Raw genomic sequence first — 22,606 nt, forward strand, 5'->3', positions numbered from 1 at the left:
GCATCGGTCGTCTCCGAAACCCCGAGACGATCTCTATCTGACTCGTCGTTTTCACGCAGCCAGGGTCAATTGCGCTTTTTCCGCCGGCGGCCACCTTTTTGTCCCAATTGTTGCCGAACAGTAACACTTTCGGGATGCCCCGCGGCCGCTTCGTGCTGCCGCTCTTCGCCATGCACCAAGTTTCAATTGGGTTTTGTCAGCGATGATCGATCTCGCAGAGGATGCACCGTCCAATTCCCTCCTGCGTCTCGGTGCCCAGCCGATCGCACTGACCGCCGTCGCGCTGCTGCTGCTGATCGTCGGCGTCACGTCGATCGCAATCTGGCGGGCCTATACCGGTGCTGCGCCGGAGACCGACAGGGTGGTCGCGTCGCGGCAGCTTCAGGTCCGCGCGGCGCAAGCCTCCGAGCAACTCGTCGAGAAGACCAAGGGGCTGGAGGCGACCCAGCAGGAATCGATCGACCAGCTCCAGGTCGTGCAAGACCAGCTTTTGACCATGAAGCGGCTGCTCGCCTCGCAGCAGGCCGACACCAAGCGCCTGTCGGAACAGGTCGCTGGTCTGAACGAATCCATCGACGGGTTGCGGCAATCCTTCGCCAGCGCCCGCGCCAACGAGGCCGATACGTCCTCAGTCACCCCGAGGAAACCGGCGCGCCACCGGCACGCCAGCGCCCGCAAACGCCCACGCAGCTAATTGGATCCGGGGCCGCCGCCCTTTATTTTCACCACTTGTGAAATGGATCACATTTGCCCGTATGATTCCGCGCCATGCTTGCGCATACCGGATGGCGTGAGCCGATTTCAATATCCGGGGCTGGCAAGGTCGTTGACGGTATACTGCGTCAACGGCCTTGTTTTTTAATGCCCCGGTATCTGGATGCCTTGGTGAGGCCCCCGCACTTCTCGCAGCCCTACTCGCAGACCTGAACGCGACGGACGCGCCAGCCCCACCGCGTCATGACCCGTTGCCGCACCGGGTAGCACTGCGCGCCATAGTCCTCGTAGCCGACGCCGTAATAATAGGGGTCGCCATAGTACGGGTAGCCGTAGCCATACGCGCCGTAATAGCCGGCGCCCGCGATACCGGCGCCGATGGCGACACCCGGCCAGAACCCGCCGCCATGCCAACCATGGCCCCAGCCGCCGTGACCCCAGCCACCACCGCCATGGCTCCAGCCGCCGCCCATATGGCCGCCCCTCGCCTCGGCCGCCTGCGGCGCCAACAGGCTCACCGCCGCGATGGCCAGTGCGGCCATGATCATCTTGCGTAGCATCAACTCACCCTCCGCGCGGAAACGCTCCACGCTTCAAAACACGGCAAAGCTAATGTCACCCGATCATCGATGACAGGCGCGGCGGCTCACTTCCGCGCGAGCGCGCGGGTCGAGGTCAGCCGATCCGCTTCAGGCCCTTCTTGAAGCGCGGGCCGTTGGCGACGTAGAACCGCGCCGCGCTTCCCATCTTCTGGACTTGCGCGTCGTCGAGGGTGCGGATCACGCGCGCGGGCGAGCCGATGATCAGCGAGCGCTCGGGAAACTCCTTGCCCTCGGTGATGACGGAGCCGGCCCCGACGATGCTGTTGCGGCCGATCTTCGCGCCGTTCATCACGATCGAGCCCATGCCGATCAGCGCGCCCTCCTCGACGGTGCAGCCGTGCAGGATGACGTTGTGGCCGACGGTGCAGTTCTTCCCGATCACCAGCGGGAAGCCGAGGTCGGTGTGGCAGGTCGATCCGTCCTGCACGTTAGCGCCCTCGCCGATCTCGATCCACTCGTTGTCGCCGCGCAGCACCGCCCCGAACCAGACGCTCGCGCCCGGCTTCAGGCGCACGCGGCCGATCACGGTCGCGGTTTCCGCGATGAAGTAATTGCCGTCCGCCGGAAGATCGGGCCCCTGCCCGTCGAGCTCGTAGATCGCCATCGAGGTCTCCTGTCACGCTGGGAGTGGCATAGCGAAACGGGAGCGAGCTGGCAAAGGGCTGCCACGCAGCCCTGCAAGGCGTCAGGTCAGCACGCCCGCCGCGCGCAGCGTCATCAGGAAGAAGGTGCCGCTCATCATGCTCCAGAAGCCGGCGATGACGGTCGCCATCATGACGAATTCGAAGCGGCGGCTCTCCAGCCGCATGCCGCGCAGCGTGTTGCGCATGATGATGAAGGGCGCTGCGAACACCAGGAACGGAACCGCTGCAAATGTGCGCGGTGCGACGCCCTCCTGCAGCAGCCCGAAACCTGCGGGCCGTTGCGACAGCGCCTGGTATCCGTTCGCGAGCGCGCCTGCGAGCGCGAAGCCGATGCAGATCGAGAAGAAGGTATTGAGAGCTTCAGGTGTCATCGGAACGGTCCGCCCATACGCAACGCAAGGACCCTTCCTGTGACAAATAGCGCCGGTTAACGCTACATTATCCTTAAGCGAAGGTTAACGGCGCCGCCCGGCCCGCGCAGGGCTCCCTGCCGTTCCCGGCAGCCGGGAACCCTCCGCGAATTCGCCGCCGCATGGCATATTCGCCGGTGATTCGTCGGCCACCGGCCGACCCCGGGTCCATGTGCGCGACGTCATGACGGTGTTTTCGGCAACCTCCCCTCGTCCTTCCAGAACGCGTATCCGGACACATCTCGTCCCGATCGCGCTCACCGGCGTGTTCGCGGCGAGCGCGGTCGCGCTGGTTGCCTATCTGCTGTGGCCGACCTGGACCGCCGGCGGATCGGATATACCGGACAAGCTGCCCGTGAGCGTCGGCGGCACGCTGTTCAACCTGCCGCTTCAGGCAATCCGGATGAAGATCCAGCGGCACTCCGGTCCGCAGGAGCGCATCGATCTCGATTTCCTCTATCCCTCGCTGCAAGCACCGAACGGGCCGACGCATGTGACCGCCGAAACCGTGGACACCGCGATGCAGCCGATCGACCGCATCTTTCTCTCGATCGCCGCACATCACGATGCGCTCTCGCCGGAGCAGCGCACCGCGACGATCTATCCGCGCTACATCGACCAAGCCGCAACGACGCCGGACGACGGATTGACGATGCGCCCGTTCCGCAGCGACACGCCCTACGGCAGCGAGGATCTGTATTCCGCAAGCTCGCCGGCGCTGACGGCGCGCTGCACGCGCGATGCAGCCACGCCCGGCATGTGCCTGTCCGAGCGCCGCGTCGGCGGCGCCGACCTCACCTACCGCTTTCCGCGCAGCTGGCTGTCGCAATGGCGCGGCGTTGCGGATGCGATGGACAAACTGACCGCGCAGCTGCGCGGGCCCCACAGCTGAGACCGGCCGCGACGAAAAGTCGAAAACAACCCCATGCACAGTAGCCATGGGCCTGTCATGACGTCGTAATCTTAGAAATTCGTGTTTTTGCGACGCCGCTCGACGCTCAGGCGGCCGCGCCAGCGCGTGCCGGCAAATTGCCGCTCTCGGCGAGGATTCCAGCGAACCGGTCGACGTCCTCGGCCGTGTTGAACAGGCCAAACGAAATGCGGATTCCGTCGCGCTCCGGCGACACGCGCACCTGCCGGCTTGCCAGATATTCCGCCCACGCGTCCGCCGGCAAGTCCAGCACGTAGATGTGCGGCGAGCGATCGGCGCGGTTGCGCGGTCCGACGAGACGGACACCGAGATCGTCGATGCGCTCGATCAGGCGGTCGCCGAGATCGTAGAGGTGCGCCTCGATGGCTGACAATCCGACGCTCTCGATGAGCGTCAGCGAAGCGTCCAGCGCATGGATATCGGGCAGATTGAGGTTGCCGATCTCGAACCGACCGGCCCCCGCCTTCGGCATCATGTTGTCGGCGCGCGCGATGTAGTCACCCGGCGGATGCGCCAGGCTCGACATCGCGAGATAGGCCGGCTGCAGTTCGTCCAGACCCTGCCGGCAATAGAGGATGCCGAGACCCTGCGGCACCAGGAGGCCCTTGTGGCAACCCGAACCGATCAGACTTGCTCCGCTCGCTCCGGCATCGAGCGGGATGACACCGGTCGACTGCATCGCGTCGATGACGAAATAGAGCCGCCGCTCGGCGCAGAGCGCGCCGATACCGTCGATGTCGAAACGATGTCCTGCGTGGAAGGTGACATGCGAGAGCGAGATCGCGCGCGTGCGGGCATCGATGTAGGGCGCGAACATCTCGGCGCGTGCCGTTTCGCCATTCATCGGCACGAAACGCACCTCCACGCCCTTGCGACGCAGATTGAGGAACGCATAGGCGTTGTTGGGGTGATCACCCTCGACGAGGAGCACATTGTCGCCCGCCGTCAGCGGCAACGCATTCGCGGCAATGTTCATGCCCTCGGAGGTGTTCTTGGTGAAGGCGATCTCGGCCGGCGCTGCGTTGAAGAGCTTCGCCACTCGGGCACGGACCTGCTCGATCCGGTCGAGCCAGACGGGCTTTGGCCCCGCCGTCTCGAGTCCTTCGCGATAGAACCCAAGCAGCGCTTCGCGAACGCTGGTGGCAAGCGGCGTCTGATGGGCGGAATCGAGATAGAGCATGCGCTCCGTCACGGGAAACTGGCGGCGGATTGCGGCAACGTCGTAGTGCATGATGAATGGCTCCTGGCGTTCTCGTCGAATGCGCTCGCGTCAATCGACAAAAGACGGAACGGGATGGGCCGCAGCCAGCTCCTTGAGCCTGTGAAGCCGCGCCGAATTGACCGGAGCCTCCGGGCCGGCGCGCAGGATCTCTGCGACCTCGCGGCCAAGTCTCATGGCCTCGGCCGTATCGAAACCGCGGATCGTCAGCGCGATGCTGCCAAACCGGAAAGCGGTGCGCGGTTCGCCTGATGGCCCCGGCGCACGCATCGCGTTGCCGACGATCCCGTGGGCGCCGAGCCCCGCGACCAGCTCCGGCTGCGTCCAGCTCTCGCCGGTGTAAGCCATGATCATGTGCGAGTCCGTGCCGCCGGTGTAGAGCTCGATGCCGCCTTCCTGCAGGCCCGCACCGAACGCCTTTGCATTCGCGACGACATCGCGCATGAGCTGTGCGAATGCCGGTCGGGTGATCATCTCCATCTGCACCGCCCGCGCCGCGATCATGTTCGAGGCGGCCGGGCCCTGCAGACCAGGATAGACGGCCGCGTCGATGGCGGCGCCGAAACGCTCTCTGGCGAAGACGAAGGCGCCGTTACGCGGTCCGCAGAGCGTCTTCTGCGTCGAGGTCGTGGACACGTCGGAGAACGGAACGGGATTGGCATGGAGGCCAGCGGCGATCAGCCCCGCGACATGGGCAATGTCGGTGAAGAGCAGCGCATCGACCTCGTCGGCAATGGTCTTCAATCCCGCGAAGTCGATCTCGCGCGGATACGAAGACGGGCCGGCGAGCAGTACATGCGGCCGCGTCCTGCGTGCGAGTTCACGGGCCTGATCCAGGTCGATTGCGCCGGTGCCGGTGACGCCGAACGAGGCCACCGAGCGGTTCGCGCCAGTAATATGACGCATGGCGCCGTGACTGACATGGCCACCGGCAAGCTCGTCGAAGGTCAGCAGCCGCGCGCCTTCGGCCGGCAGGATCGCGCGCAGCACCGCGACATTGGCGATGGTCGAGGACAACGCCTGCACGTTGACGTATTCGGCGCCGAAGATCGCCTTCGCCCTGTCGATGGCGAGGTTCTCGATCGCGTCGAGCTCTTCGCAATTGGCGACGCTGCGACGGCCCGGCAGGCCCATCGGCGCCCGGTTGACGAGATGCGTCCCCTCGATCTGTCGCAGGCCGAGCGGCGCGTAGGACGCCGACGCGATCATGTTGAGGGACGACGTTTCCCTCTTCCGATCCTGGTCGATCAGCGCGACGACGTCGGCACCGATCTGATGGGCATCCGCGCCGAAGAGATGGGGCCAGTTGGCGTCGTTTGAATGGGCTTGAGCGGCCGTCGAAGGTGACATGGGTGATCCTCTTTCCACGTGATCGGAATGCGCGTGGTCCGCGCGTGCTCGGGCGGGCGCTACGTCAGTGACGGAGCACGCGCGACAGAAAGGTTTTGGTTCGTTCATGTGTCGGCCGGTCGAAGATCTCGGCCGGCGTGCCGATCTCCAGGATGCGGCCGTGATCGATGTAGACGACGCGGTCGGCGACCTCGCGCGCGAAACCCATCTCGTGGGTCACGATCATCATGGTCATGCCCTCGCGTGCGAGCTCGCGCATGACGTCGAGCACCTCGCCGACCATCTCGGGGTCGAGCGCCGAAGTCGGCTCGTCGAACAGCATGATATGCGGCTCCATCGCCAGCGACCGCGCAATTGCGACCCGCTGCTGCTGGCCGCCGGAGAGCTGGGCCGGAAGCTTGTGGGCGTGGTCGCGCAAGCCGACCCGCTCGAGCAGACGCAACGCGTGCGTCCTCGCCTCGTCAGGCTTGCGGCCGCGCACGCGGATCGGCGCTATCGCGACGTTGTCCAGCGCGCTCATATGCGGGAACAGATTGAATTGCTGGAACACCATGCCGACGCCCTTGCGGATCCTCGCCAGCTCCTTCTCGCCGCCGATCGCGCGATCGGCTTCCGTCGGCATGCTGAAACCGTCGACCGTCAGCCGACCGCTCTGGTACATCTCCAGACCGTTGACGCAGCGGATCAATGTCGACTTGCCGGAGCCGCTGGCACCGATGATGACCACGACTTCGCCGCGCCCGACGTCGAGATCGACATCCTTCAGGACATGGAACGCGCCGAACGATTTGTTGAGGCGGCCGATGCTCACGATGACTTCGCGCGACGCGGCGGTTTCCGGAATCTGGATGGCGTTCATCGTGATCCCCTTGCGAGATGGGCCTCTAAGCGGCGCGAGGCGTAGGTGATCGCCCCGCCGATGGCGAGATAGACGGCGAACAGGAAGACGTAGATCTCGTAGGTCCGGCTGCTGTTCTGCGGATCGGCGAGGATCATCTGGCCGGCGCGCAGGAAGTCGGTCAGGCCGATGATGAAGACCAGCGTCGCGCCGTTGAAGATGTCGAGGATCTGTCCGACCAGCGAAGGAACGACGACGCGCAGCGCCTGCGGCAGGACGATGTCGACGTTGAGCGTCCAGCTGCTCATGGCGAGCGAGCGCGCCGCCTCGATCTGCCCCCTGGGAACGGCCTGAAGTCCGCTGCGAACGTATTCGGCGACATAGGCCGCGAAGAAGAGCGCGAAACCGGCCATGCCGCGCAGCAGCCCCGGAACGGACGTGTCCGGTGCCAGCAGCGGCACGATGATCCAGATCCAGTAGACCACGAGGATCAGCGGCACCGAGCGCATCGTCTCGATATAGGCGGTCGAGATCACGCGCAGGCTCGCGATGCGGCTTTGCCGGCCGAGCGCGAGCAGGATTCCGAACGGCAAGGTCAGGATCGAGACTGCTATCGTCAGGACGACGCTGAGCAGCAGGCCACCCCAGACCTCGAAGCCCGGCGGCGAGAGCACGACGAAGATCGCGACGACGCCGGCGAGAAGCCCCGACATCACGATGCGCTGGTTCGCAGCCGGACGATAGGCGCCGATCCATGCCGCGATACCGATCACAGCGCTGGCGGCCGTCAGCATGCCGGAATGCAGGTCGATTGCGGCTGCCACCGCCGCCGCGATCAGGATCCCGACCAAGCCAACCGATGCGAGCGCAGTGCGCCCCGGGCGGAGTGAAAGGCCGAGGCCAGCGCCGAACATCGCGCAGAGGATCGCGACCGAGACCCATGCCCGCCACAGCTGATCGGCGGGATAGATGCCGGTCATCAGCACCTTGAAGCTGCCGCCGACGACCTGCCAATGCGCGTCGATCAGTGCCCAATGAGCGAAGGCATAAACCGCCCAGGCCAGCAGCGGGATGATGACCAGCGAGAGCGCGGCATCGAACGGTTTTGCGAAGAGATTGCGGTGAACCCACCGCAGCGCCAGCGTGCTCATCGCGTCCTCCGTCCGTTGACGCGCGCGTTGATGCCGTTGACACAGGCGCTGATGATCCAGCTCAGCGCGAGATAGGTCAGCATCACGATCACGACGCCTTCGAGGTTTCGCCCGGTCTGGTTCGAGACGGTGCCGTAGACGTTGAACAGGTCAGGGAAGCCGATTGCGATCCCGAGCGAGGTGTCCTTGGTCAGGCTGATGTAGCGGTTGGCGAGCGACGGGAGCACGATGCGAAACACCTGCGGAAGGATGATGTCGCGCAGCGTGTGGGAACGCGACAGGCCGAGCGAGGCAGAGGCTTCCCACTGCCCCTTCGGCAGCGCCTCGATCGCGCCACGGACGATCTCGGCGACATAGGCCGAACTGTTGACGACGATCGCAACGAGGAGCGCCGTCATCTCGGGCGAAATGGAGAAGCCTCCGCGCGCGCCAAAGCGCGTCGCGACCGGAAGGTCGAGGCCGAGGGGAAAGCCGACCAAGGCGGCTGCAATCAGGGCCGAGATCGCTGCCGCCAGCAGGATCAACCGCGGACGCGATCCGCGCAGAACCACGCAGGCGACAAGCAGGGCAAAGGCAGCCGCGAGCAATCCCCAGGACGCAGCGCCGGCGCGCTCGGAGATCGCAACGCCGGGAAGGAACACGCCCGACCGACTGGCCAGCAGGCCGCCGAACCAGTTCGAGGCGGCATTCGCGGGGGGAAACCTCAGGACCACCGCGAAGTACCAGAACACGATCTGAATCAGCAGCGGCGTGTTGCGGACGGCTTCGACCAGCCCAAAGCAGAGGTTGCGCACCAGCCAGTTCGTCGACAGGCGGCCAATGCCGACCAGCGTGCCGAACATCGTGCAGAGAACGATCGCCGAGAGTGCGACCTTGAGCGAATTCCAAAGACCGGCAAACAGCGCTTGCAGATTGCTATGCGATGGCGAGAAGGACTCCAGCACCGGCCAGCCGCCCACGAACGACGGGACGACGCCTTCGCTGAGCGAGAAGTTCGCGCCATGGCCGAGATAGCCGAACGAGAACTGGATGCCCTTGCGAGCGAGCGCCTCGCGAACGGCGAGACCGAGCCAGATGACCAGCCCGGCCACCACGATGACGATCGCCGCCTGCACCAGCCATTTGGACGCAATCAGCAGGCCACGACGCGCCGGCGGGATGCTGTGATATTCGGCGATCTCTGTGCTCACGCTGCCCTCCCGAGATCGAGGCGAGCCTGCCGGCTCGCCGATGATCATGTGGCTCAGTTCCACGGAGGCGAATATTCTGCACCACCCTTGGTCCACATCGCGTTGGGCGTGCCGGCACGATCGATGAAATACGGCGTCCTGGGTCCGAGATTGCGATCGTAGATCTCGCCGTAATTGCCGACGGACTTGATCATGCTGGCGACGAAATCGTCGGCGACGCCGAAATCCTTGCCGAAGCCGTCCTTCACGCCAAGGAATTTCTGCACGAAGGCGCTCTCGTCCTTCATCCTGTCGGACAGATTGGCTGTCGTGATGCCCCACTCTTCCGCCTGGAACAGCGCGAAGGTCGCCCATCGCAGGGCATTGCGCCATTTGGAATCGTTGGCGATCACGAAGCCTGCGAACGGCGATTTGTTCAGGGTCTCCGGCAGGATCGTGTAATCGTCCGGCTTGCCAGAGTTGCCGCGCCAGGCCGCGAGCGCGGATTTGTCCGTCGACATCGCGTTGCAGCGATCGCTCTGGAGCGCACCAAACAGCTTCTCGAGGTTCTCGAAGGTGAGCACCTTGGTGGTCTTGAAGCCGCGCTGGCGAACGAAGGCGGCGAGCGTGGCTTCGGTGCCGGAGCCCTGCGTCGTGCAGATCGTCGCCCCGTCGAGCTCCGCGACGGATTTCACGCCGGACGCCGACTTCACCATCATGCCGGTGCCGTCGTAGAAATTGATCGGCAGGAAATCGACGCCGATCGCGGATTCGCGAACCGGCTTGATGGTCGTGTGGGCAAAGACGACGTCGGCCTGCCCGGTCTGCAGGGCGTTGAAGCGGCTCTTGTCGGTGACGATGACGAAGTTGACCTTGCTGGCATCGCCGAGAACGGCCGCGGCCATGGCGCGGCAGAAATCGGCATCCAGGCCTTCGATCTTGCCGGTCTTGGTGTTGAGGTAGCCGAAGCCCGGCGCCGTGTTGTCGGTGCCGCAGTTCAGCGTGCCGCGCTGCTTGACGTTGTCGAGGACGGAGGCGGATGCACCGCTCGCCCACAGCGATGCTGCGGCAAGCGCAGCGACCAGAAATTTTGAATGAGCCATCCGAGAACCCCTCTCCTGTTGTCGTCCAACGCATCTCAGTCGGGCCTGGGATTTGCTCCTCTTGTGAGGACCCGAACTGCTCTGGGAGATGAGGCTACTGCCGCAAAACAATTCTGGTCTACTTAATTAATTTTGCGATATACATTAGAAGAAATGCATGATTGAGTTCTGAGCACTTATGGGAGCTGACGAATGGATTTCGCCCGACTCCGCACGCTTCGTGAGCTTTCGCTGCGAAAAACAATGGCAGCGGTGGCGGAGGCCTTGCTGATCTCTCCGTCGGCCGTTTCGCAGCAAATCGCGCAGCTCGAGGACGAGACCGGCGTCGAACTGGTCGAACGCAGGGGCCGCGGCGTCAGGCTGACGCCGGCGGGACAGCGGCTGGCTGATCATGCCGGACGCGTCATTGGCGTCCTGGCGGAAGCGAAGACCGACCTTGCGGAGCTGAAGAAGACGATCGCCGGCGAGCTGCGCGTCTCGGCATTTCCCTCGGTCGCTGCATCTCTCATTCCGCCGACGATCCGCGCGATGTCGGCGCGCTTCCCCGATCTCGCGACGATCTTCGAGGAGCTGGAGCCCGACGACAGCCTCGCTGCCCTGCGCGCCTGGCAGACGGACGTCGCTGTCGTCGACGACCTCACCACGTCGGCGAGCCTGTCGGAGACGCAGGTCGAGATGCTGCATCTTCTGGACGACCACCTTCATGTCCTGCTGCCGCACGACCATCCCCTGGCCGAGCGGCCTCACCTCACCCTGCCCGAGCTCGCGACAGAGCGATGGGTTCTCGACACGACGTCAGCCACCTACGCGGACGTGATCGTCGGCGCCTGCCGCAATGCCGGCTTCGATCCCATCGTCAATGCCCGCTGCCACAGTTTCGAGGTGGTCCGGGCCATGGTCGAGGCCGGCTGCTCGGTCTCGATCAATCCGGGGCTTCGCGGACGCGATCATATCGGCAACCTGCGCCTCAAGGAAATCAAGCCGATCATCACACGGCGGATCTTCGCCGCGTTTCGCACCGGTGAGAGGCGCAATCCGGCGATCGCCGCCTTCGTCGGCGAGCTTCAAACGTTGGCGACATCGATGACGGCGCGGCGGTGACGTGCTGGCTGTCATTGCGAACGCAACGCAGTGCGTCCGGGACTCGATAGGACGCCGCGCACGGCGAAGACTCCGCTTCGCGCGCGACGGTGGCGTCGAGAATTATTCCTGATCGACCAGATCGTCCTCGAGGATCGCCATCTGGAACTGGAACGAGCGATCATCGTCCTCGTCGTCGACGAACAGCACGCCGATGAATTCCTCGCCGATATAGACCTCGGCGGAATCGTCCTTCTTCGGCCGCGGCACGACGCGGATCTTGGGATTGCCGAACACGCGCTTCAGATACGCATCTAGCTTTCTGACTTCTTTGACGTCCACGGCAAGTCTCCGATCGAAATTGGCTGGCCGCGTTTTAGGACGAGATGCGGCGAACCGCCAGCATGAATTGCCAAAGAATTTGGGGACGAAAAGGGCCGGAGAATCCGGCCCTTACTCACACGCTCAAAGACCCATCGCGTTGATCATCTGGTCCATGGTGCGCGACGGCTCGGCGCAACCGGCCTCGCCGACGATCTTCGCCGGCACGCCGGCGACCGTGACGTTGTGCGGCACGGGCTTGACCACGACCGAGCCGGCCGCGATGCGCGCGCAATGGCCGATCTCGATGTTGCCGAGGATCTTCGCACCGGCACCGATCAGCACGCCGTGGCGGATTTTGGGATGACGATCTTCGTTCTCCTTGCCGGTGCCGCCGAGCGTGACGCCGTGCAGGATCGAGACGTCGTCCTCGATGACGGCGGTCTCGCCGCAGACGAAGCCGGTGGCATGGTCGAGGAAGATGCCGCGGCCGATGCGCGCGGCGGGATTGATGTCGGTCTGGAATACCGCGGAGGCGCGGCTCTGCAGGTAATATGCAAAGTCCTTGCGGCCCTTCAGATAGAGCCAGTGCGCGAGGCGATGGGTCTGAATCGCATGAAAGCCCTTGAAGTAGAGCAAGGGATCGATGAAGCGCGAGGTCGCGGGATCGCGGTCGTAGACGGCGACGAGATCGGCGCGGAAGGCATTGCCCAAATCAGGATCGTCGCGCAGCGCTTCGTCATAGGTCTGGCGCACCAGGTCGCCCGAGAGCGCAGAATGATCGAGCCGGTCGGCGACGCGGTGGATCACCGAATCCTCGAGGCGGCTGTGATGCAGCACCGTCGAATAGATGAAGGTCGCAAGCTCGGGCTCGCGGTGGACGATGTCCTCGGCTTCGCCGCGGATCCGGTCCCAGATCGGATCGAGCGTTGCGAGCTTTCCTCCCGGATTGACCTGATGCACTGCCATGGAATCTGCTCTTTCGAATGGGCTGGTTTTGTTGGCTCTATAGCACAGTGTAGACGACAAAGTCCTGACGGGCTTGCCTGAGAGTGAACAGCGCCTTGCCCGCGAAAGCATGCCAACGCGTTGAAACACAACGGGTTCTTCCGGCGTCCCCAGGCGGCAAGGTCGGCTTGAAATGGTCAGAGTTCCGCCAAATTCAAGCCGGGCGGCGTCAAACTATTGGTGAATTTCGTCCCGACCAGTATTGCGGGCATGGTCCGGCAGAGGACGGGAACAGCTTTGAGCATCACCACCGATCAATTGCGCGCGCGCGCCGCGGGTACCTTTTGGCTGCGGCTGGCGGCGGTGACCCTGCCCCTCCTCATGATCGCGCCCGCGTTCTGGAACGGCTATCCGCTGTTGCAATGGGATACCGGCGGCTATCTGGCGCGCTGGTACGAAGGCTATCTCGTCCCCAGCCGCTCCACCGTGTTCGGCCTCTATCTGCACTATGGCGAAGGTTTCGGCTTCTGGACCAACCTCGCGGTCCAGTCGCTGGCGACGCTGTGGCTGTTGCAGCTGACGCTGCGCGTGCTCTCGATGATGCAGACATTCCGCTTCGTCGCCATCAGCCTGCTGCTGATCCTGTCGACGGCGTTGCCGTGGCTCGCCAGCATGCTGCTGACCGACATCTTTGCCGGACTGTCGGTGCTGTCGCTGTTCCTGCTGATCGTCGGTGGCGATCGCCTCTCCGGGCTCGAGAAGGGCGCGCTGTTCGTCTTCACCGCCTTTGCCGCCGCGACCCACAGCGCCACGCTCGGCGTGCTGTTCGGGCTCTGCGCCGCCGGCTGGATGATGCGGCCATTGCTTGGGCCTCGCCTGCCGATTGCCGGATTGACCCAGGCGAGCCTGACGATCGTCGCCGGCAGCTTGATGCTGGTGTCGGCCAACCACGCGCTGTCGGGCGAATGGGCCTGGACACCCGGCGGCACCGGCGTTGCCTTCGGCCGCATGATGCAGGACGGCATCGTCGCACGTTTTCTCAACGATCATTGCCCGCACGAAAACTTCAAGCTCTGTCCCTATCGCAACGAATTGCCCGCGACCGCCGACGAATTCCTCTGGGGCAAGAGCGTGTTCAACGAGCTCGGCCGCTTCCACGGACTGAACGACGAGATGGGCACCATCGTCGAGCGGTCGCTCGCCGACTATCCGGCCTGGCAGGCCGGCGCGGCGCTGCGGGCGATGGGCCAGCAATTGCTGCACGTGGCGACCGGCGAAGGCGCCAGCGTCTGGATCCCGCACACCTACGGCATCATCGAGCGCTACATCCCGGCGCAGGTCGCGCCGATGCGCGCAGCGCGCCAGCAGCATTGGGGTCTCAATTTCGACTACGTCAACTGGCTGCACGTGCCGGTGGCGCTGCTCTCGATGCTGGGGCTGCTCGTGCTGCTCGGACACGCCCTCGCCCATCGCCGGCTCGACGATCTGACGTTGCTGGCCGCGACCGTGACGCTGGCCCTGCTCGGCAACGCCTTCATCTGCGGCGTGATCTCCGGGCCGCACGACCGTTACGGCGCGCGCATGGTGTGGGTCGCGACCTTCGTGGTGCTGATGGCGCTGTTTCGCTCGGTCGGAGACGAAGAAGCCGCGGACGAGACCTCAGCCGCGGCGTGAGAGGAAGTCGAGCACGCCCGATTTGTAGACCTTGTCGCCGACCGCGCGCATGTGATCGCGGCCTGGAATATCCAGCACTTCCGATCCGGGAATGATCGCGCCGAGCGCACTGGCGGAGCCCGCGACGTCGTCGGTCGAGCCGACCGCGATCAGCACCGGCACGTCGATGCGCGCGGCTTCCTGCTCGGTCATGAGATCGCGCGTGCCGCGCAGGCAGGCGGCGAGCGCTCGGCGGTCGGAACGGGTCTGATCGGCGAAGGCGCGAAAGGTGCGCCCGACAGGATCGGTGACGTCGTCGAGCGAGGGCGCCTCCAGCGCCTCGGCGACGTTCTCGCCGGGCCCGGTGCCCTCGATCAGGCCGCCGATGCCGATGCCGCCGAGGATCGCCGAGCGCAGGCGCTGCGGCTCGTTCAGGCCGAGCCACGCGGCCATCCGCCCGCCCATCGAATAGCCCATGATGTCGGCCTGCGGGATGGCGAGATGGTCCATCAGCGCGAGCACGTCGCCGGCCATGGTGGGGATCGAGTACTGCGCGGCCTCGTAGAGCTTTGCGCTGTCGCCATGGCCGCGATTGTCCAGCGCAATGACGCGGCGGCCGTTCTTGCGCAGCTCCGAGACCCAGGTCGGATAGACCCAGTTCACGTTCTTGCTCGAGGCGAAGCCGTGCACCAGGATGATCGGGTCGCCCTCGCCTTCGTCGAGATAGGCAATTTCAACGGCGCCGTTGTGAAAGCTCGGCATCAGCAGTTCCGGGAATGTTGTGGGGACGATTGATCTTAGGCCGTGGCGGTCGAATTCGCCAGAGCGGCTTCGGCCGCGAGCTGCGCCCGGCGGAGCCGCCGGGCCCGCCTGCGATCGCACCAGCCTTGCGTCAGGCGCTCGGTGGTCGCCTTGATCGAGGCCAGCAGGCCGAACAGCGTCAACGCCGCACCGAGCAGCCACAGCGCAAGGTCGAACGCGCCGCCGACCAGCAGCAGCGCGCCACGGCCGAACAGCTTCAGGATCGCGCGCGTCTTGCTCCCTTGCGCTTCCGCAAGCCGCGCCGCGCGCGCGACGTCCTTGGGCCCTTCGGCGATGCGCAGCGTGTCCATGGCGCCGCGCGTGCCTGATTTCCCGGCCACGCGCATGACGTCCTTGCCGAGCCGCACCAGCGCGCCCGCTTTCTCGACGCGGAACGCGGCCTTGATCGCATTCACGGTCGCGCCCGGCCGCAGCACCGAGCCCGAGGCGACCGCGTTCTGCAGCATCGGCGTGTCCACCACCTCGCGCGCGGACCGGCCGGCCCATTCGGCGAGACCTTCGCCGAGCCGTCCGACCTTGCGGGCATCCTTCACCAGCGTCAGCCCGGCGCGTACAGGCGCGGCACCGCCGGCGGACACGTAGGTCACCGCCGTCACCGCGAGGCCCGCGGTGGCGAGACCGAGCACGAGGCGATCGGTATCCTCGCCCATGGCGAGATGCTTGCCCTCGCGCACGACGTCCCTGACGTCGCCGATCACGAAGAGATCGCCGGCGACCGTGCCCGACAGGCTCGCGACATCGTCGGCATTGCCGGTGACGAGACCGGTGGCAAAGCGCCTGGCGAAGTGCGAGGTGGAATGTTCCGCTTTGACGGCATCGCCGACCCGGCTGAGGAGGTCGTCGGGCAGCGCGATGTTGCGATCACGCGCGAGCGTGACGAAGCTGTCGGCGAGATCGGCGTCACCGGCACCAAGCGCGGCCTCGATATTGTCCTGGACCAGGCGGTCGTTGTTCGCGAGGGCCGCGTCGAGCTCGAGCTCGGACAGCGCCGCCGGATCGTCCTTCGCGGCGAGGACAGCGCCGGCCTGCCGGGCATGCGGCACTACCTGCGCGAGCACAACGCTGCATGCAGCAATTCCTGCCAAAGCTGAGCTGATTCGCAGCCACTTCATGCTGAAAGCCTGGACATTCGCGAAATCTTTTGCGTCGGCCGTTCGCGCCCGATGGTTGGTCTTTCGTCGCAATTCCGCGTGTCCACAGACATAGTATGCCAAAATTGCGACACAACGTCCCCGACGAAAGAAGGGCTTCTCTGAGGCGACAAGATTGTGTCGAATTTGCATGAGCAAATGAGCATGGGGCAATTGCGATCCTTTCGGTTCCACCGGGCTAGCAATCAACTGCACCCATCAGTATGGTCCGCCGCGTCGATAATATGCCGCGTCACTGCTGATTGTGTCTGCCGCCATTGCCACTCCAGGATGAACTACGATGTCCGACCATGTCGTCCCGCACTTCCATAACGATGCCGGTGTCCCCGTCATCGAGATCGGCTCGCAAGAGTTCATGTGCGTGGGCGCCAATCCTCCGTTCGACCATCCGCACGTGTTCCTGGACCTCGGCAACGACAACGAGATCATCTGCCCGTACTGCTCGACGCTGTACCGCTTTGCCGCCGACCTGAAAGCTGGCGAAGCCCGCCCCCCCGAATGCGTGCTGAAGGACAAGGTGGCCTGACCGCTTCCTTGGGTCAGGGGTGGCCCTCCCGCGAACGATCGTCATAGCCGGTGCCGGAATCGGAGGACTGACGGCTGCGCTTGCGCTCGCGCGGCGCGGTTTTCGCATCGTCGTGCTGGAGAAGGCCGAGCGTCTCGAGGAAGTCGGCGCCGGCCTGCAACTTTCCCCCAACGCCAGCCGCGTGCTGGTCGAGCTTGGCCTTACCGAGCGGCTCAGGCTGCGCGCCGTCGTCCCGGACGCGGTCTCGATCATGAGCGCGCGCGCCGGCGGCGAGCTGTTGCGGATGCCGCTCGGCGAAGCTGCGTCCGCGCGCGCCGGCGCCCCCTATTGGGTGGTGCATCGTGCCGACCTGCAATCGGCGCTATCGGGCGCGGTCGCCGACCATCCCGATATCGACCTGAAGCTGGGCGCGACCTTCGAGGATGTCGCCGCCCATGCCAAGGGACTGACCGTGGTCCATCGCAGCGGGACGATCCGCCGCAGCGATCTCGCCAGCGCCCTGATCGGCGCCGACGGCATCTGGTCGACGGTCCGCCAGCATCTGTTCCCCGAGGTGCAGCCGCGCTTCTCCGGCCTGATCGCCTGGCGCGGCACGCTCGATGCGACGCAGCTGCCGAAGGATCTGACCGCGCGGCGGGTGCAGCTCTGGATGGGCCCGAACGCCCATCTCGTCGCCTATCCGATCGCAGGCGGCCGGCAGCTCAACGTCGTGGCGGTGCTGCCGGGCACCTGGAACAGGCCGGGCTGGAGCACGCCGGGCGATCCTTCCGAGGTGATGGAGGCCTTCGCCGCGCCGGGCTGGCCGGCGACGGCGCGGATGATGCTGGCCGCCGTCGACAGCTGGCGCAAATGGGCGCTGTTCGGCGTGCCCGAAGGCTGCCCGTGGAGCAAGGGCCCGATCGCGCTGCTCGGCGATGCCGTGCACGCGATGCTGCCGTTCGCCGCGCAAGGCGCCGGCATGGCGATCGAGGATGCCGCCGTGCTGGCCCGGCACCTGAGCCTCGAGGCCGCCGAGGACGCAAGCGGCGTCGCCGCGGCGCTCAAGCAATACGGCCTGCTGCGTCAGGCCCGTGTCAGGAAGGTACAGCGGACCGCGCGGCAGCAGGGTCGCATCTATCATCTCGGCGGCCCGTTCGCGATCGCGCGCGATCTTGCGATACGTGCGCTCGGGCCGGAGCGCATGCTGGCGCGACAGGACTGGATCTACGGCTGGCGCGCTTAGCGCTTCGGAGCCGGCTTGATGTCCGGCCGCTGCGGCGTCGAAGACGCCGGCGTCGCGTCAGGCGGCGTTTCCCGGCACCTGTTGCGGCGCCACGCGTCTTCCGCCATCTGCGCCGAGCCTCGGACCGCGACGTAGTCGTTGCGATAGGCAAGTTCGGACACGACGGCACCGCCGGTCCCGGTCTCCGCCTTGTCCATCAGCTTCTGCAATTCCGTGGTGCGCGCCGCGAGCGCCTTGCGCTCGCCCTCGAGCTGCTTGCAGTCGTACAATTCGTATTTGGCGGGATCGGCAAAAGCGGGGGCGATCGTCTCGCTCACGCCGGCGCAGCCGGACAGCGCGAAGCCGGCCGCAACCAGCGCGGCAACCGCACAACAGGCGCGGACGGAAGAGGAGAGCGAAGCAGGCATGGGCGGAAAAATAGTCCCCGTGAATTGAGAATGCCTAAAGCAGGGCCAGATGTCGGGATTGAGGCTTTGCCTTGTGCCGCCGGCTCGCTTAAGGAAGAACCCCCTGTCCGGTGCGAAAGCGCCAATTCCAGACGGCCGGACGGGACTTAAGTGTTTGATCCCGTTGGATCAAGCGGGCATGGCGAAATTGGTAGACGCAAGGGACTTAAAATCCCTCGGCTCGCAAGAGCTGTGCCGGTTCGACCCCGGCTGCCCGCACCAACGCATGACGCCCCGGAGCTGAGAGGGCCTGCGCGGCAAGATGCCGGACCACGCCGTCGAGGTCATGCCTTGTCGATTTAGCTACGCCCGCACGATGTTGGCCGCACCCGACTGAATTGAGCGCACTGCGAGGCGGAAGGCGAGCTCGAGATTGGGAGCAGAGACATCGTGAAGGAGAAGGCCTTGTCGTCGTGACAACGGAGAAGCTGCGATTCTGCCTTACGGCAGTGCGAGCCGAGTTATGAGCGCACTGCTTCAAAGAACCGAAGCAGTAAGACGAGGACCGCTTTGATTTCATTCCAAACGATTGCGACAAGCGCGAAGGACGCAGGGTCCTTGACGACGGCAGCCGCTCCGAGCGCAATCAATGCCGCGAAGACCACCAGCGCGAAAAGGATGCGTGTCCAATGTGGCGCTGGAAAATCGCGGACCGTTACCGGCGGAAGCAGCGGCCAGCCGCGCACTTATGGCGATTGCCGATAGCGGACAATGCAAAACACATGATCATCGGCGCTCGACCCGGTCGAGCAGGCCGGTCGTGCGAGCCGATCTCAGGCTTTTCGGCTCGTGACGTCTTCACCATTTGTTGTCCGTCCCCGGCCCCGCCGGACAGCCATCCCGAAACATGGGTTGTGCAATGCAGCATGGGCCTTAGATTTAGCCTCTGAAATCAGAGGTGAGCTGCTTGTCCGACGTCAATGCCGACGACTGGGTGTCCTCCGGACACCGCCCCATGGGTTTTCCCGAATTCGTTGTCGTGATCGCGTCCATCATGGCGCTGAATCCGCTCGCGATGGACATGATGCTGCCGGCACTGCCCAACATCGGGGCGGCCTTCGGCATTCCCAACGCCAACCATCTCCAGCTCGTGCTGTCGACCTTCCTGATCGGCTTCGGCGCAGGGCAGTTCATCATGGGCCCGTTGTCCGACCGGTTCGGACGCCGGCCGGTGCTGCTCGGCGGCATGGCGGTCTATGCCGTGGCGAGCGTGCTCGCGGTCGCCGCGCCCTCGTTCGAGACGCTGCTGCTCGCCCGCGCGCTGCAAGGTCTCGGCACCTCGGCGACGCGCGTGATCGCAACCTCGATCGTGCGCGACTGCTATGCCGGCCGCCGCATGGCGAGCGTGATGTCGCTTGCCATGATGATTTTCATCGCGGTGCCCGTGATCGCGCCCTCGTTCGGACAGGCGGTGCTACTGGTCACGCATTGGCGCGGCATCTTCGTCGTGCTGATGTTCTACGGCATCATCGCGCTGGCCTGGAGCGTGTGGCGGCTTCCGGAGACGCTGCCCGAGACGGAGCGCAGGTCGCTCGCGCCTGCCGACGTGCTCTCGGCCTTCCGCCAGACCGTCACCAACCGCCAGACCATCGGCTATGCGACCGCCGCGGGCAGCGTGATGGGCGCGCTATTTTCCTATGTGTTCTCCGCGCAGCAGGTGTTCACCGGCATCTATCATCTCGGCCATTATTTCCCCCTCGCCTTCGCCGCAATCGCGGCCGGCACCGCCGTCGCCGGCTTCCTCAACGCGAAACTGGTGGGGCGGCTCGGCATGCGCGTGATCTCGCACGGCGCGCTGACGCTCTATGCCGCGGTGGCCGGCGTGATGCTGCTGACCGAGATTCTCGGCGTGCTGCCGCTGCCCCTGTTCATGGTGCTGTCGGCGCTGATGATGTTCTCGTTCGGGATGATGGTCGCCAATTTCACCGCGCTCGCGATGGAGCCGCAGGGCCACATCGCCGGCACCGCCTCCTCGCTCTACGGCTCGATCACGACTCTGATCGGCATCGTCGTCGGCACGGCGATCGGCCAGAGCTTCGATGGCACGCTGCTGCCGTTCTCGGTCGGCTTCTTCCTGTCGACGCTTGCGGCGCTCGCGATCGTGCTGGTCGTGGAGAAGGGGCGGCTGTTCAAGCCGCATCATCGCCCGATCGTGTGAGGAACTTCAAAGCCCTCTTCATGTTGTCTTGCAGCAATTCGAGAGATGGACTCAATGGAACCACAGCACCGCAACGAAGCGCGCAAGCCGGACCGTCAGCAGGCTGAGCGATCGGCGTCTTCAGCCGAGCACGCCGCCGTCAATCCGCCTTTTGCAAGCGAAGGGCTCGAGCAGGTTCGCGACAGCCACTGCTGAGGCGCCGCTCCCGCCTTCACCGAAACAGGAATACCGAACGACAACGGCGCCGCTGATGACAGCGGCGCCGCGTGATGTCATGGCGAAGGGTGCCGGAAGCCCCCTTCCCTTGTTCCGTCTTACTCTGACTTGTCGACGTTCCAGAAGATCGGAGTCGCCGGACCGTCGAGCACGCCGGTGAGCGACTTCCGCCAGGCGCTCGGCGCCAGATACTGGCCGAGCGGGATGTAAATCACCTGGTCATAGGCTTCCTTCTGGATCTCGGAGGCGATCTTCTTCTGATCGTCGAGCGAGGCCGCGCGGACGAACTCGTCCTTGAGCTTCTCGATCTTGGCATCTTCCGCCCAGCCGAACCAGCCGCCGTTCTTGCCCCGTCCGCCGATCGATACGTTGGCGACCGGGTTCATCACGTCGGCGGCAACCCAGTTGGTGAAGAACATGTTCCAACCGCCCTCCTTCACCGGCTTCTGGCCGGCACGCCGGCTCACGACGGTCTGCCAGTCGGTCGCCTGAAGGTCGACCTTGAAGCCAGCCTCACGGAGCAATTGCGCCGCGACGACCGGCTGGGCCTTCAAGGTGGTGACATCGCCGGGCGCCATGATCGCGATCGGCGTTCCGTCGTAGCCGGACTCGGCGAGCAGCTTCTTGGCCTCTGCCATGCCGCCGCCCTTCACCAGAGTCTCGCCACCTGCATCGCTCGCAAAGGGCGTATCGCAAACGAAATAGGCGCCGCAGAGCTTGTAGTACTTGGGATTGCCGACGAGCGCGTCGAGCACGTCCTTCTGGTTCATCGCCAGGAGCGCAGCGCGGCGAATCTTCGGATTGTCGAACGGCGGCAGCAGGAAGTTCATGCGGCCGAGCGTCTGGAAGCCGAACTTGTTCAGGACCTCGACCTTGAGGTCGCTGTTCCCTTCCAGCACCGGAAGCAGATCCCACGGCGGGTTTTCCATGAAGTCGATGTCGCCCGACTGCAGCGCGTTGACCGCCGTCTGCGCGTCCGGCATGGTGATCCATTCGACACGGTCGACCTTGACGACCTTGCCGCCGGCGGTCCAGCTCGCCGGTTCCTTGCGCGGCACGTAATCGGTGTTCTTGGCATAGACCGACTTCACGCCTGGCTGGAATTCACTCTGCACGAACTTGAAGGGACCGGAGCCGATCTGCTCGGCCATCTGCTTGCCCGCCGGCGTTTCGGCGAGCCGCTTCGGCATCATGAACGGTACCAGCGAGGACGGTTTGCCGATCGATTCAAGCACCAGCCCATAGGGCTCCTTCAGCTTCAGCACGATCGTCTTGGCGTCTGGCGCCTCGATGCTGGCGGTGAAGTCCATGAGCTTCTGGCCCATGCCGTCGTTCTTGCCCCAGCGCTTCAGCGATGCGACGCAATCCTCGCCGGTCACCGGCGCGCCGTCATGCCACTTCAGTCCGTCGCGCAGCGTGAAGGTGTAGGTCAGCTTGTCGTCGGAGACCTTCCAGTCCGCCATCTGCGGCTGAACCTTGAACGTCGAATCGGTCGAAAGCAGGGTGTCGTAGACCATGTAGCCGTGGTCGCGCGTGATGTAGGCGGTGGTGAAGCCCGGATCGATGATGCGCAGGTCCGAATGCATCACAGCCGTGATGGTCTTGCCGCTGGCGGCCGACGCGTTCGGCGGCAACACGGACGCAAACGCAAGCGCCGTCGGCGCGACACCCGCAATCTTGAGAAGCTTGCGGCGCGAAATCTTGGACATATAAGTTTCTCCTGACGTGAAACTGTTCAAAGGCAGGTTCTTGGTTGAGCATCAGGTTCGTTTCTTGGGCGAACTAACCTCATGCAATGCCTTTATCTTTCGAGACTTGCAGACAGTCTTGAGCGCGTCAATCCGGTTTCGGTGCAGCCCATGGCATCGCATCCACGGGCTCCACAAAGATCGGTTTGGCTCTACAACATTCTCCGCTTGTCCCGTCCCGCGC

General features: G+C 64.9%; 23 protein-coding genes and 1 tRNA gene. 9 read left to right on the forward strand and 15 right to left on the reverse strand.

The annotated features are described in order from the left end of the window. Window positions 1-202 precede the first annotated feature (202 nt). Window positions 203-694 (forward strand): hypothetical protein, encoded by a 492-nt coding sequence (locus QY049_RS00005; RefSeq protein WP_194482055.1) that lies wholly within the window; start codon window positions 203-205, stop codon window positions 692-694. A 217-nt stretch (window positions 695-911) separates the two neighbouring features. On the opposite strand, the gene QY049_RS00010 is transcribed toward QY049_RS00005, so the two are convergent. The 3 genes from QY049_RS00010 to QY049_RS00020 form a co-directional block, all read right to left on the reverse strand. Further along, window positions 912-1,274: a hypothetical protein gene (locus QY049_RS00010; RefSeq protein WP_258766433.1), complete on the reverse strand. Its 363-nt coding sequence runs from the start codon at window positions 1,272-1,274 to the stop codon at window positions 912-914. Between the two features lie 115 nt (window positions 1,275-1,389). Further along, window positions 1,390-1,920: a gamma carbonic anhydrase family protein gene (locus QY049_RS00015; RefSeq protein ID WP_194482053.1), complete on the reverse strand. Its 531-nt coding sequence runs from the start codon at window positions 1,918-1,920 to the stop codon at window positions 1,390-1,392. 81 nt (window positions 1,921-2,001) lie between these two features. Beyond that, on the reverse strand, window positions 2,002-2,331 hold the full coding sequence (locus tag QY049_RS00020) for a hypothetical protein (protein WP_194482052.1): 330 nt from the start codon (window positions 2,329-2,331) through the stop codon (window positions 2,002-2,004). Window positions 2,332-2,554: 223 nt separating this feature from the next. On the opposite strand from QY049_RS00020, the gene QY049_RS00025 reads away from it, so the two are divergent. Continuing rightward, window positions 2,555-3,262, forward strand: a complete 708-nt coding sequence (locus QY049_RS00025; protein ID WP_258766432.1) for a hypothetical protein — start codon at window positions 2,555-2,557, stop codon at window positions 3,260-3,262. Between the two features lie 106 nt (window positions 3,263-3,368). Here QY049_RS00025 and QY049_RS00030 read toward each other — a convergent pair whose 3' ends face one another. From QY049_RS00030 to QY049_RS00055, 6 genes are all read right to left on the reverse strand, one after another. Next, window positions 3,369-4,532: an aminotransferase class V-fold PLP-dependent enzyme gene (locus QY049_RS00030; protein WP_194482050.1), complete on the reverse strand. Its 1,164-nt coding sequence runs from the start codon at window positions 4,530-4,532 to the stop codon at window positions 3,369-3,371. Window positions 4,533-4,571: 39 nt separating this feature from the next. After that, the gene (gene glyA, locus QY049_RS00035; protein ID WP_301268549.1) at window positions 4,572-5,870 is read right to left on the reverse strand and encodes a serine hydroxymethyltransferase; all 1,299 of its coding nucleotides are present in this window, start codon (window positions 5,868-5,870) and stop codon (window positions 4,572-4,574) included. Window positions 5,871-5,934: 64 nt separating this feature from the next. Further along, window positions 5,935-6,729: an amino acid ABC transporter ATP-binding protein gene (locus QY049_RS00040; protein WP_301268550.1), complete on the reverse strand. Its 795-nt coding sequence runs from the start codon at window positions 6,727-6,729 to the stop codon at window positions 5,935-5,937. Beyond that, window positions 6,726-7,859 carry an amino acid ABC transporter permease gene (locus QY049_RS00045; RefSeq protein WP_301268551.1) on the reverse strand — a complete coding sequence of 378 codons (1,134 nt, stop codon included), beginning with the start codon at window positions 7,857-7,859 and terminating at the stop codon, window positions 6,726-6,728. Before QY049_RS00045 ends, QY049_RS00040 begins: the two co-directional genes overlap by 4 nt. After that, window positions 7,856-9,049 (reverse strand): ABC transporter permease subunit, encoded by a 1,194-nt coding sequence (locus QY049_RS00050; RefSeq protein ID WP_301268552.1) that lies wholly within the window; start codon window positions 9,047-9,049, stop codon window positions 7,856-7,858. The genes QY049_RS00045 and QY049_RS00050 overlap by 4 nt, the downstream gene beginning before the upstream one ends. A gap of 53 nt (window positions 9,050-9,102) precedes the next feature. After that, window positions 9,103-10,131: a transporter substrate-binding domain-containing protein gene (locus QY049_RS00055; RefSeq protein ID WP_301268553.1), complete on the reverse strand. Its 1,029-nt coding sequence runs from the start codon at window positions 10,129-10,131 to the stop codon at window positions 9,103-9,105. Window positions 10,132-10,323: 192 nt separating this feature from the next. Here QY049_RS00055 and QY049_RS00060 point away from each other — a divergent pair, with 192 nt between their 5' ends. Further along, entirely contained in the window at window positions 10,324-11,232 is a 909-nt protein-coding gene (locus QY049_RS00060; protein ID WP_194482045.1) for a LysR family transcriptional regulator, read from the forward strand. 102 nt (window positions 11,233-11,334) lie between these two features. Here QY049_RS00060 and QY049_RS00065 read toward each other — a convergent pair whose 3' ends face one another. Together QY049_RS00065 and cysE are read right to left on the reverse strand one after the other, a co-directional pair. Beyond that, complete coding sequence (locus tag QY049_RS00065; RefSeq protein ID WP_007602550.1) at window positions 11,335-11,553, reverse strand: DUF3126 family protein; 219 nt, start codon at window positions 11,551-11,553, stop codon at window positions 11,335-11,337. Between the two features lie 123 nt (window positions 11,554-11,676). Further along, window positions 11,677-12,501 carry a serine O-acetyltransferase gene (gene cysE / locus QY049_RS00070; protein WP_092293945.1) on the reverse strand — a complete coding sequence of 275 codons (825 nt, stop codon included), beginning with the start codon at window positions 12,499-12,501 and terminating at the stop codon, window positions 11,677-11,679. A 276-nt stretch (window positions 12,502-12,777) separates the two neighbouring features. On the opposite strand from cysE, the gene QY049_RS00075 reads away from it, so the two are divergent. After that, a complete protein-coding gene (locus QY049_RS00075; RefSeq protein WP_301268554.1) occupies window positions 12,778-14,154 on the forward strand; it encodes a hypothetical protein in 1,377 nt (458 codons plus the stop codon). Here QY049_RS00075 and QY049_RS00080 read toward each other — a convergent pair. Both QY049_RS00080 and QY049_RS00085 read right to left on the reverse strand, forming a co-directional pair. Further along, window positions 14,140-14,895 (reverse strand): alpha/beta fold hydrolase, encoded by a 756-nt coding sequence (locus QY049_RS00080; protein ID WP_194482043.1) that lies wholly within the window; start codon window positions 14,893-14,895, stop codon window positions 14,140-14,142. The two genes, QY049_RS00075 and QY049_RS00080, sit on opposite strands and share 15 nt — an antisense overlap. Window positions 14,896-14,930: 35 nt before the next feature. Next, on the reverse strand, window positions 14,931-16,067 hold the full coding sequence (locus QY049_RS00085) for a hypothetical protein (protein ID WP_301268555.1): 1,137 nt from the start codon (window positions 16,065-16,067) through the stop codon (window positions 14,931-14,933). Between the two features lie 319 nt (window positions 16,068-16,386). Between QY049_RS00085 and QY049_RS00090 the strand changes: the two genes are divergently transcribed. Beyond that, window positions 16,387-16,632: a zinc-finger domain-containing protein gene (locus QY049_RS00090; RefSeq protein WP_007602543.1), complete on the forward strand. Its 246-nt coding sequence runs from the start codon at window positions 16,387-16,389 to the stop codon at window positions 16,630-16,632. Window positions 16,633-16,651: 19 nt separating this feature from the next. Then, window positions 16,652-17,854, forward strand: a complete 1,203-nt coding sequence (locus tag QY049_RS00095; RefSeq protein WP_301268556.1) for an FAD-dependent monooxygenase — start codon at window positions 16,652-16,654, stop codon at window positions 17,852-17,854. On the opposite strand, the gene QY049_RS00100 is transcribed toward QY049_RS00095, so the two are convergent. Continuing rightward, window positions 17,851-18,261 carry a twin-arginine translocation pathway signal gene (locus tag QY049_RS00100; protein WP_301268557.1) on the reverse strand — a complete coding sequence of 137 codons (411 nt, stop codon included), beginning with the start codon at window positions 18,259-18,261 and terminating at the stop codon, window positions 17,851-17,853. The two genes, QY049_RS00095 and QY049_RS00100, sit on opposite strands and share 4 nt — an antisense overlap. A gap of 172 nt (window positions 18,262-18,433) precedes the next feature. On the opposite strand from QY049_RS00100, the gene QY049_RS00105 reads away from it, so the two are divergent. The 3 genes from QY049_RS00105 (at window position 18,434) to QY049_RS00115 (ending at window position 20,653) form a co-directional block, all read left to right on the forward strand. Beyond that, a tRNA-Leu gene (locus tag QY049_RS00105) sits at window positions 18,434-18,522 on the forward strand. Between the two features lie 685 nt (window positions 18,523-19,207). Further along, the gene (locus QY049_RS00110) at window positions 19,208-20,458 is read left to right on the forward strand and encodes a multidrug effflux MFS transporter (RefSeq protein WP_258766420.1); all 1,251 of its coding nucleotides are present in this window, start codon (window positions 19,208-19,210) and stop codon (window positions 20,456-20,458) included. 54 nt (window positions 20,459-20,512) lie between these two features. After that, window positions 20,513-20,653 (forward strand): hypothetical protein, encoded by a 141-nt coding sequence (locus QY049_RS00115; RefSeq protein WP_301268558.1) that lies wholly within the window; start codon window positions 20,513-20,515, stop codon window positions 20,651-20,653. Window positions 20,654-20,772: 119 nt separating this feature from the next. Here the strand turns inward: QY049_RS00115 and QY049_RS00120 are convergent, their stop codons facing one another. Further along, on the reverse strand, window positions 20,773-22,383 hold the full coding sequence (locus QY049_RS00120) for an ABC transporter substrate-binding protein (RefSeq protein WP_194482037.1): 1,611 nt from the start codon (window positions 22,381-22,383) through the stop codon (window positions 20,773-20,775). Between the last annotated feature and the right edge of the window lie 223 nt (window positions 22,384-22,606).

Origin of the sequence: Bradyrhizobium sp. WYCCWR 13022, from assembly GCF_030435535.1 — a bacterium.
Taxonomy (GTDB): domain Bacteria; phylum Pseudomonadota; class Alphaproteobacteria; order Rhizobiales; family Xanthobacteraceae; genus Bradyrhizobium.

What these genes read in the sequence shown, in the direction of transcription:
- QY049_RS00005 (WP_194482055.1), top strand. Translation starts at nt 203, where the DNA reads ATGATCGATCTCGCAGAGGATGCACCGTCCAATTCCCTCCTGCGTCTC.
- QY049_RS00010 (WP_258766433.1), bottom strand. Translation starts at nt 1,274, where the DNA reads ATGCTACGCAAGATGATCATGGCCGCACTGGCCATCGCGGCGGTGAGC.
- QY049_RS00015 (WP_194482053.1), bottom strand. Translation starts at nt 1,920, where the DNA reads ATGGCGATCTACGAGCTCGACGGGCAGGGGCCCGATCTTCCGGCGGAC.
- QY049_RS00020 (WP_194482052.1), bottom strand. Translation starts at nt 2,331, where the DNA reads ATGACACCTGAAGCTCTCAATACCTTCTTCTCGATCTGCATCGGCTTC.
- QY049_RS00025 (WP_258766432.1), top strand. Translation starts at nt 2,555, where the DNA reads ATGACGGTGTTTTCGGCAACCTCCCCTCGTCCTTCCAGAACGCGTATC.
- QY049_RS00030 (WP_194482050.1), bottom strand. Translation starts at nt 4,532, where the DNA reads ATGCACTACGACGTTGCCGCAATCCGCCGCCAGTTTCCCGTGACGGAG.
- glyA (WP_301268549.1), bottom strand. Translation starts at nt 5,870, where the DNA reads ATGTCACCTTCGACGGCCGCTCAAGCCCATTCAAACGACGCCAACTGG.
- QY049_RS00040 (WP_301268550.1), bottom strand. Translation starts at nt 6,729, where the DNA reads ATGAACGCCATCCAGATTCCGGAAACCGCCGCGTCGCGCGAAGTCATC.
- QY049_RS00045 (WP_301268551.1), bottom strand. Translation starts at nt 7,859, where the DNA reads ATGAGCACGCTGGCGCTGCGGTGGGTTCACCGCAATCTCTTCGCAAAA.
- QY049_RS00055 (WP_301268553.1), bottom strand. Translation starts at nt 10,131, where the DNA reads ATGGCTCATTCAAAATTTCTGGTCGCTGCGCTTGCCGCAGCATCGCTG.
- QY049_RS00060 (WP_194482045.1), top strand. Translation starts at nt 10,324, where the DNA reads ATGGATTTCGCCCGACTCCGCACGCTTCGTGAGCTTTCGCTGCGAAAA.
- cysE (WP_092293945.1), bottom strand. Translation starts at nt 12,501, where the DNA reads ATGGCAGTGCATCAGGTCAATCCGGGAGGAAAGCTCGCAACGCTCGAT.
- QY049_RS00080 (WP_194482043.1), bottom strand. Translation starts at nt 14,895, where the DNA reads ATGCCGAGCTTTCACAACGGCGCCGTTGAAATTGCCTATCTCGACGAA.
- QY049_RS00085 (WP_301268555.1), bottom strand. Translation starts at nt 16,067, where the DNA reads ATGAAGTGGCTGCGAATCAGCTCAGCTTTGGCAGGAATTGCTGCATGC.
- QY049_RS00090 (WP_007602543.1), top strand. Translation starts at nt 16,387, where the DNA reads ATGTCCGACCATGTCGTCCCGCACTTCCATAACGATGCCGGTGTCCCC.
- QY049_RS00100 (WP_301268557.1), bottom strand. Translation starts at nt 18,261, where the DNA reads ATGCCTGCTTCGCTCTCCTCTTCCGTCCGCGCCTGTTGTGCGGTTGCC.
- QY049_RS00115 (WP_301268558.1), top strand. Translation starts at nt 20,513, where the DNA reads ATGGAACCACAGCACCGCAACGAAGCGCGCAAGCCGGACCGTCAGCAG.
- QY049_RS00120 (WP_194482037.1), bottom strand. Translation starts at nt 22,383, where the DNA reads ATGTCCAAGATTTCGCGCCGCAAGCTTCTCAAGATTGCGGGTGTCGCG.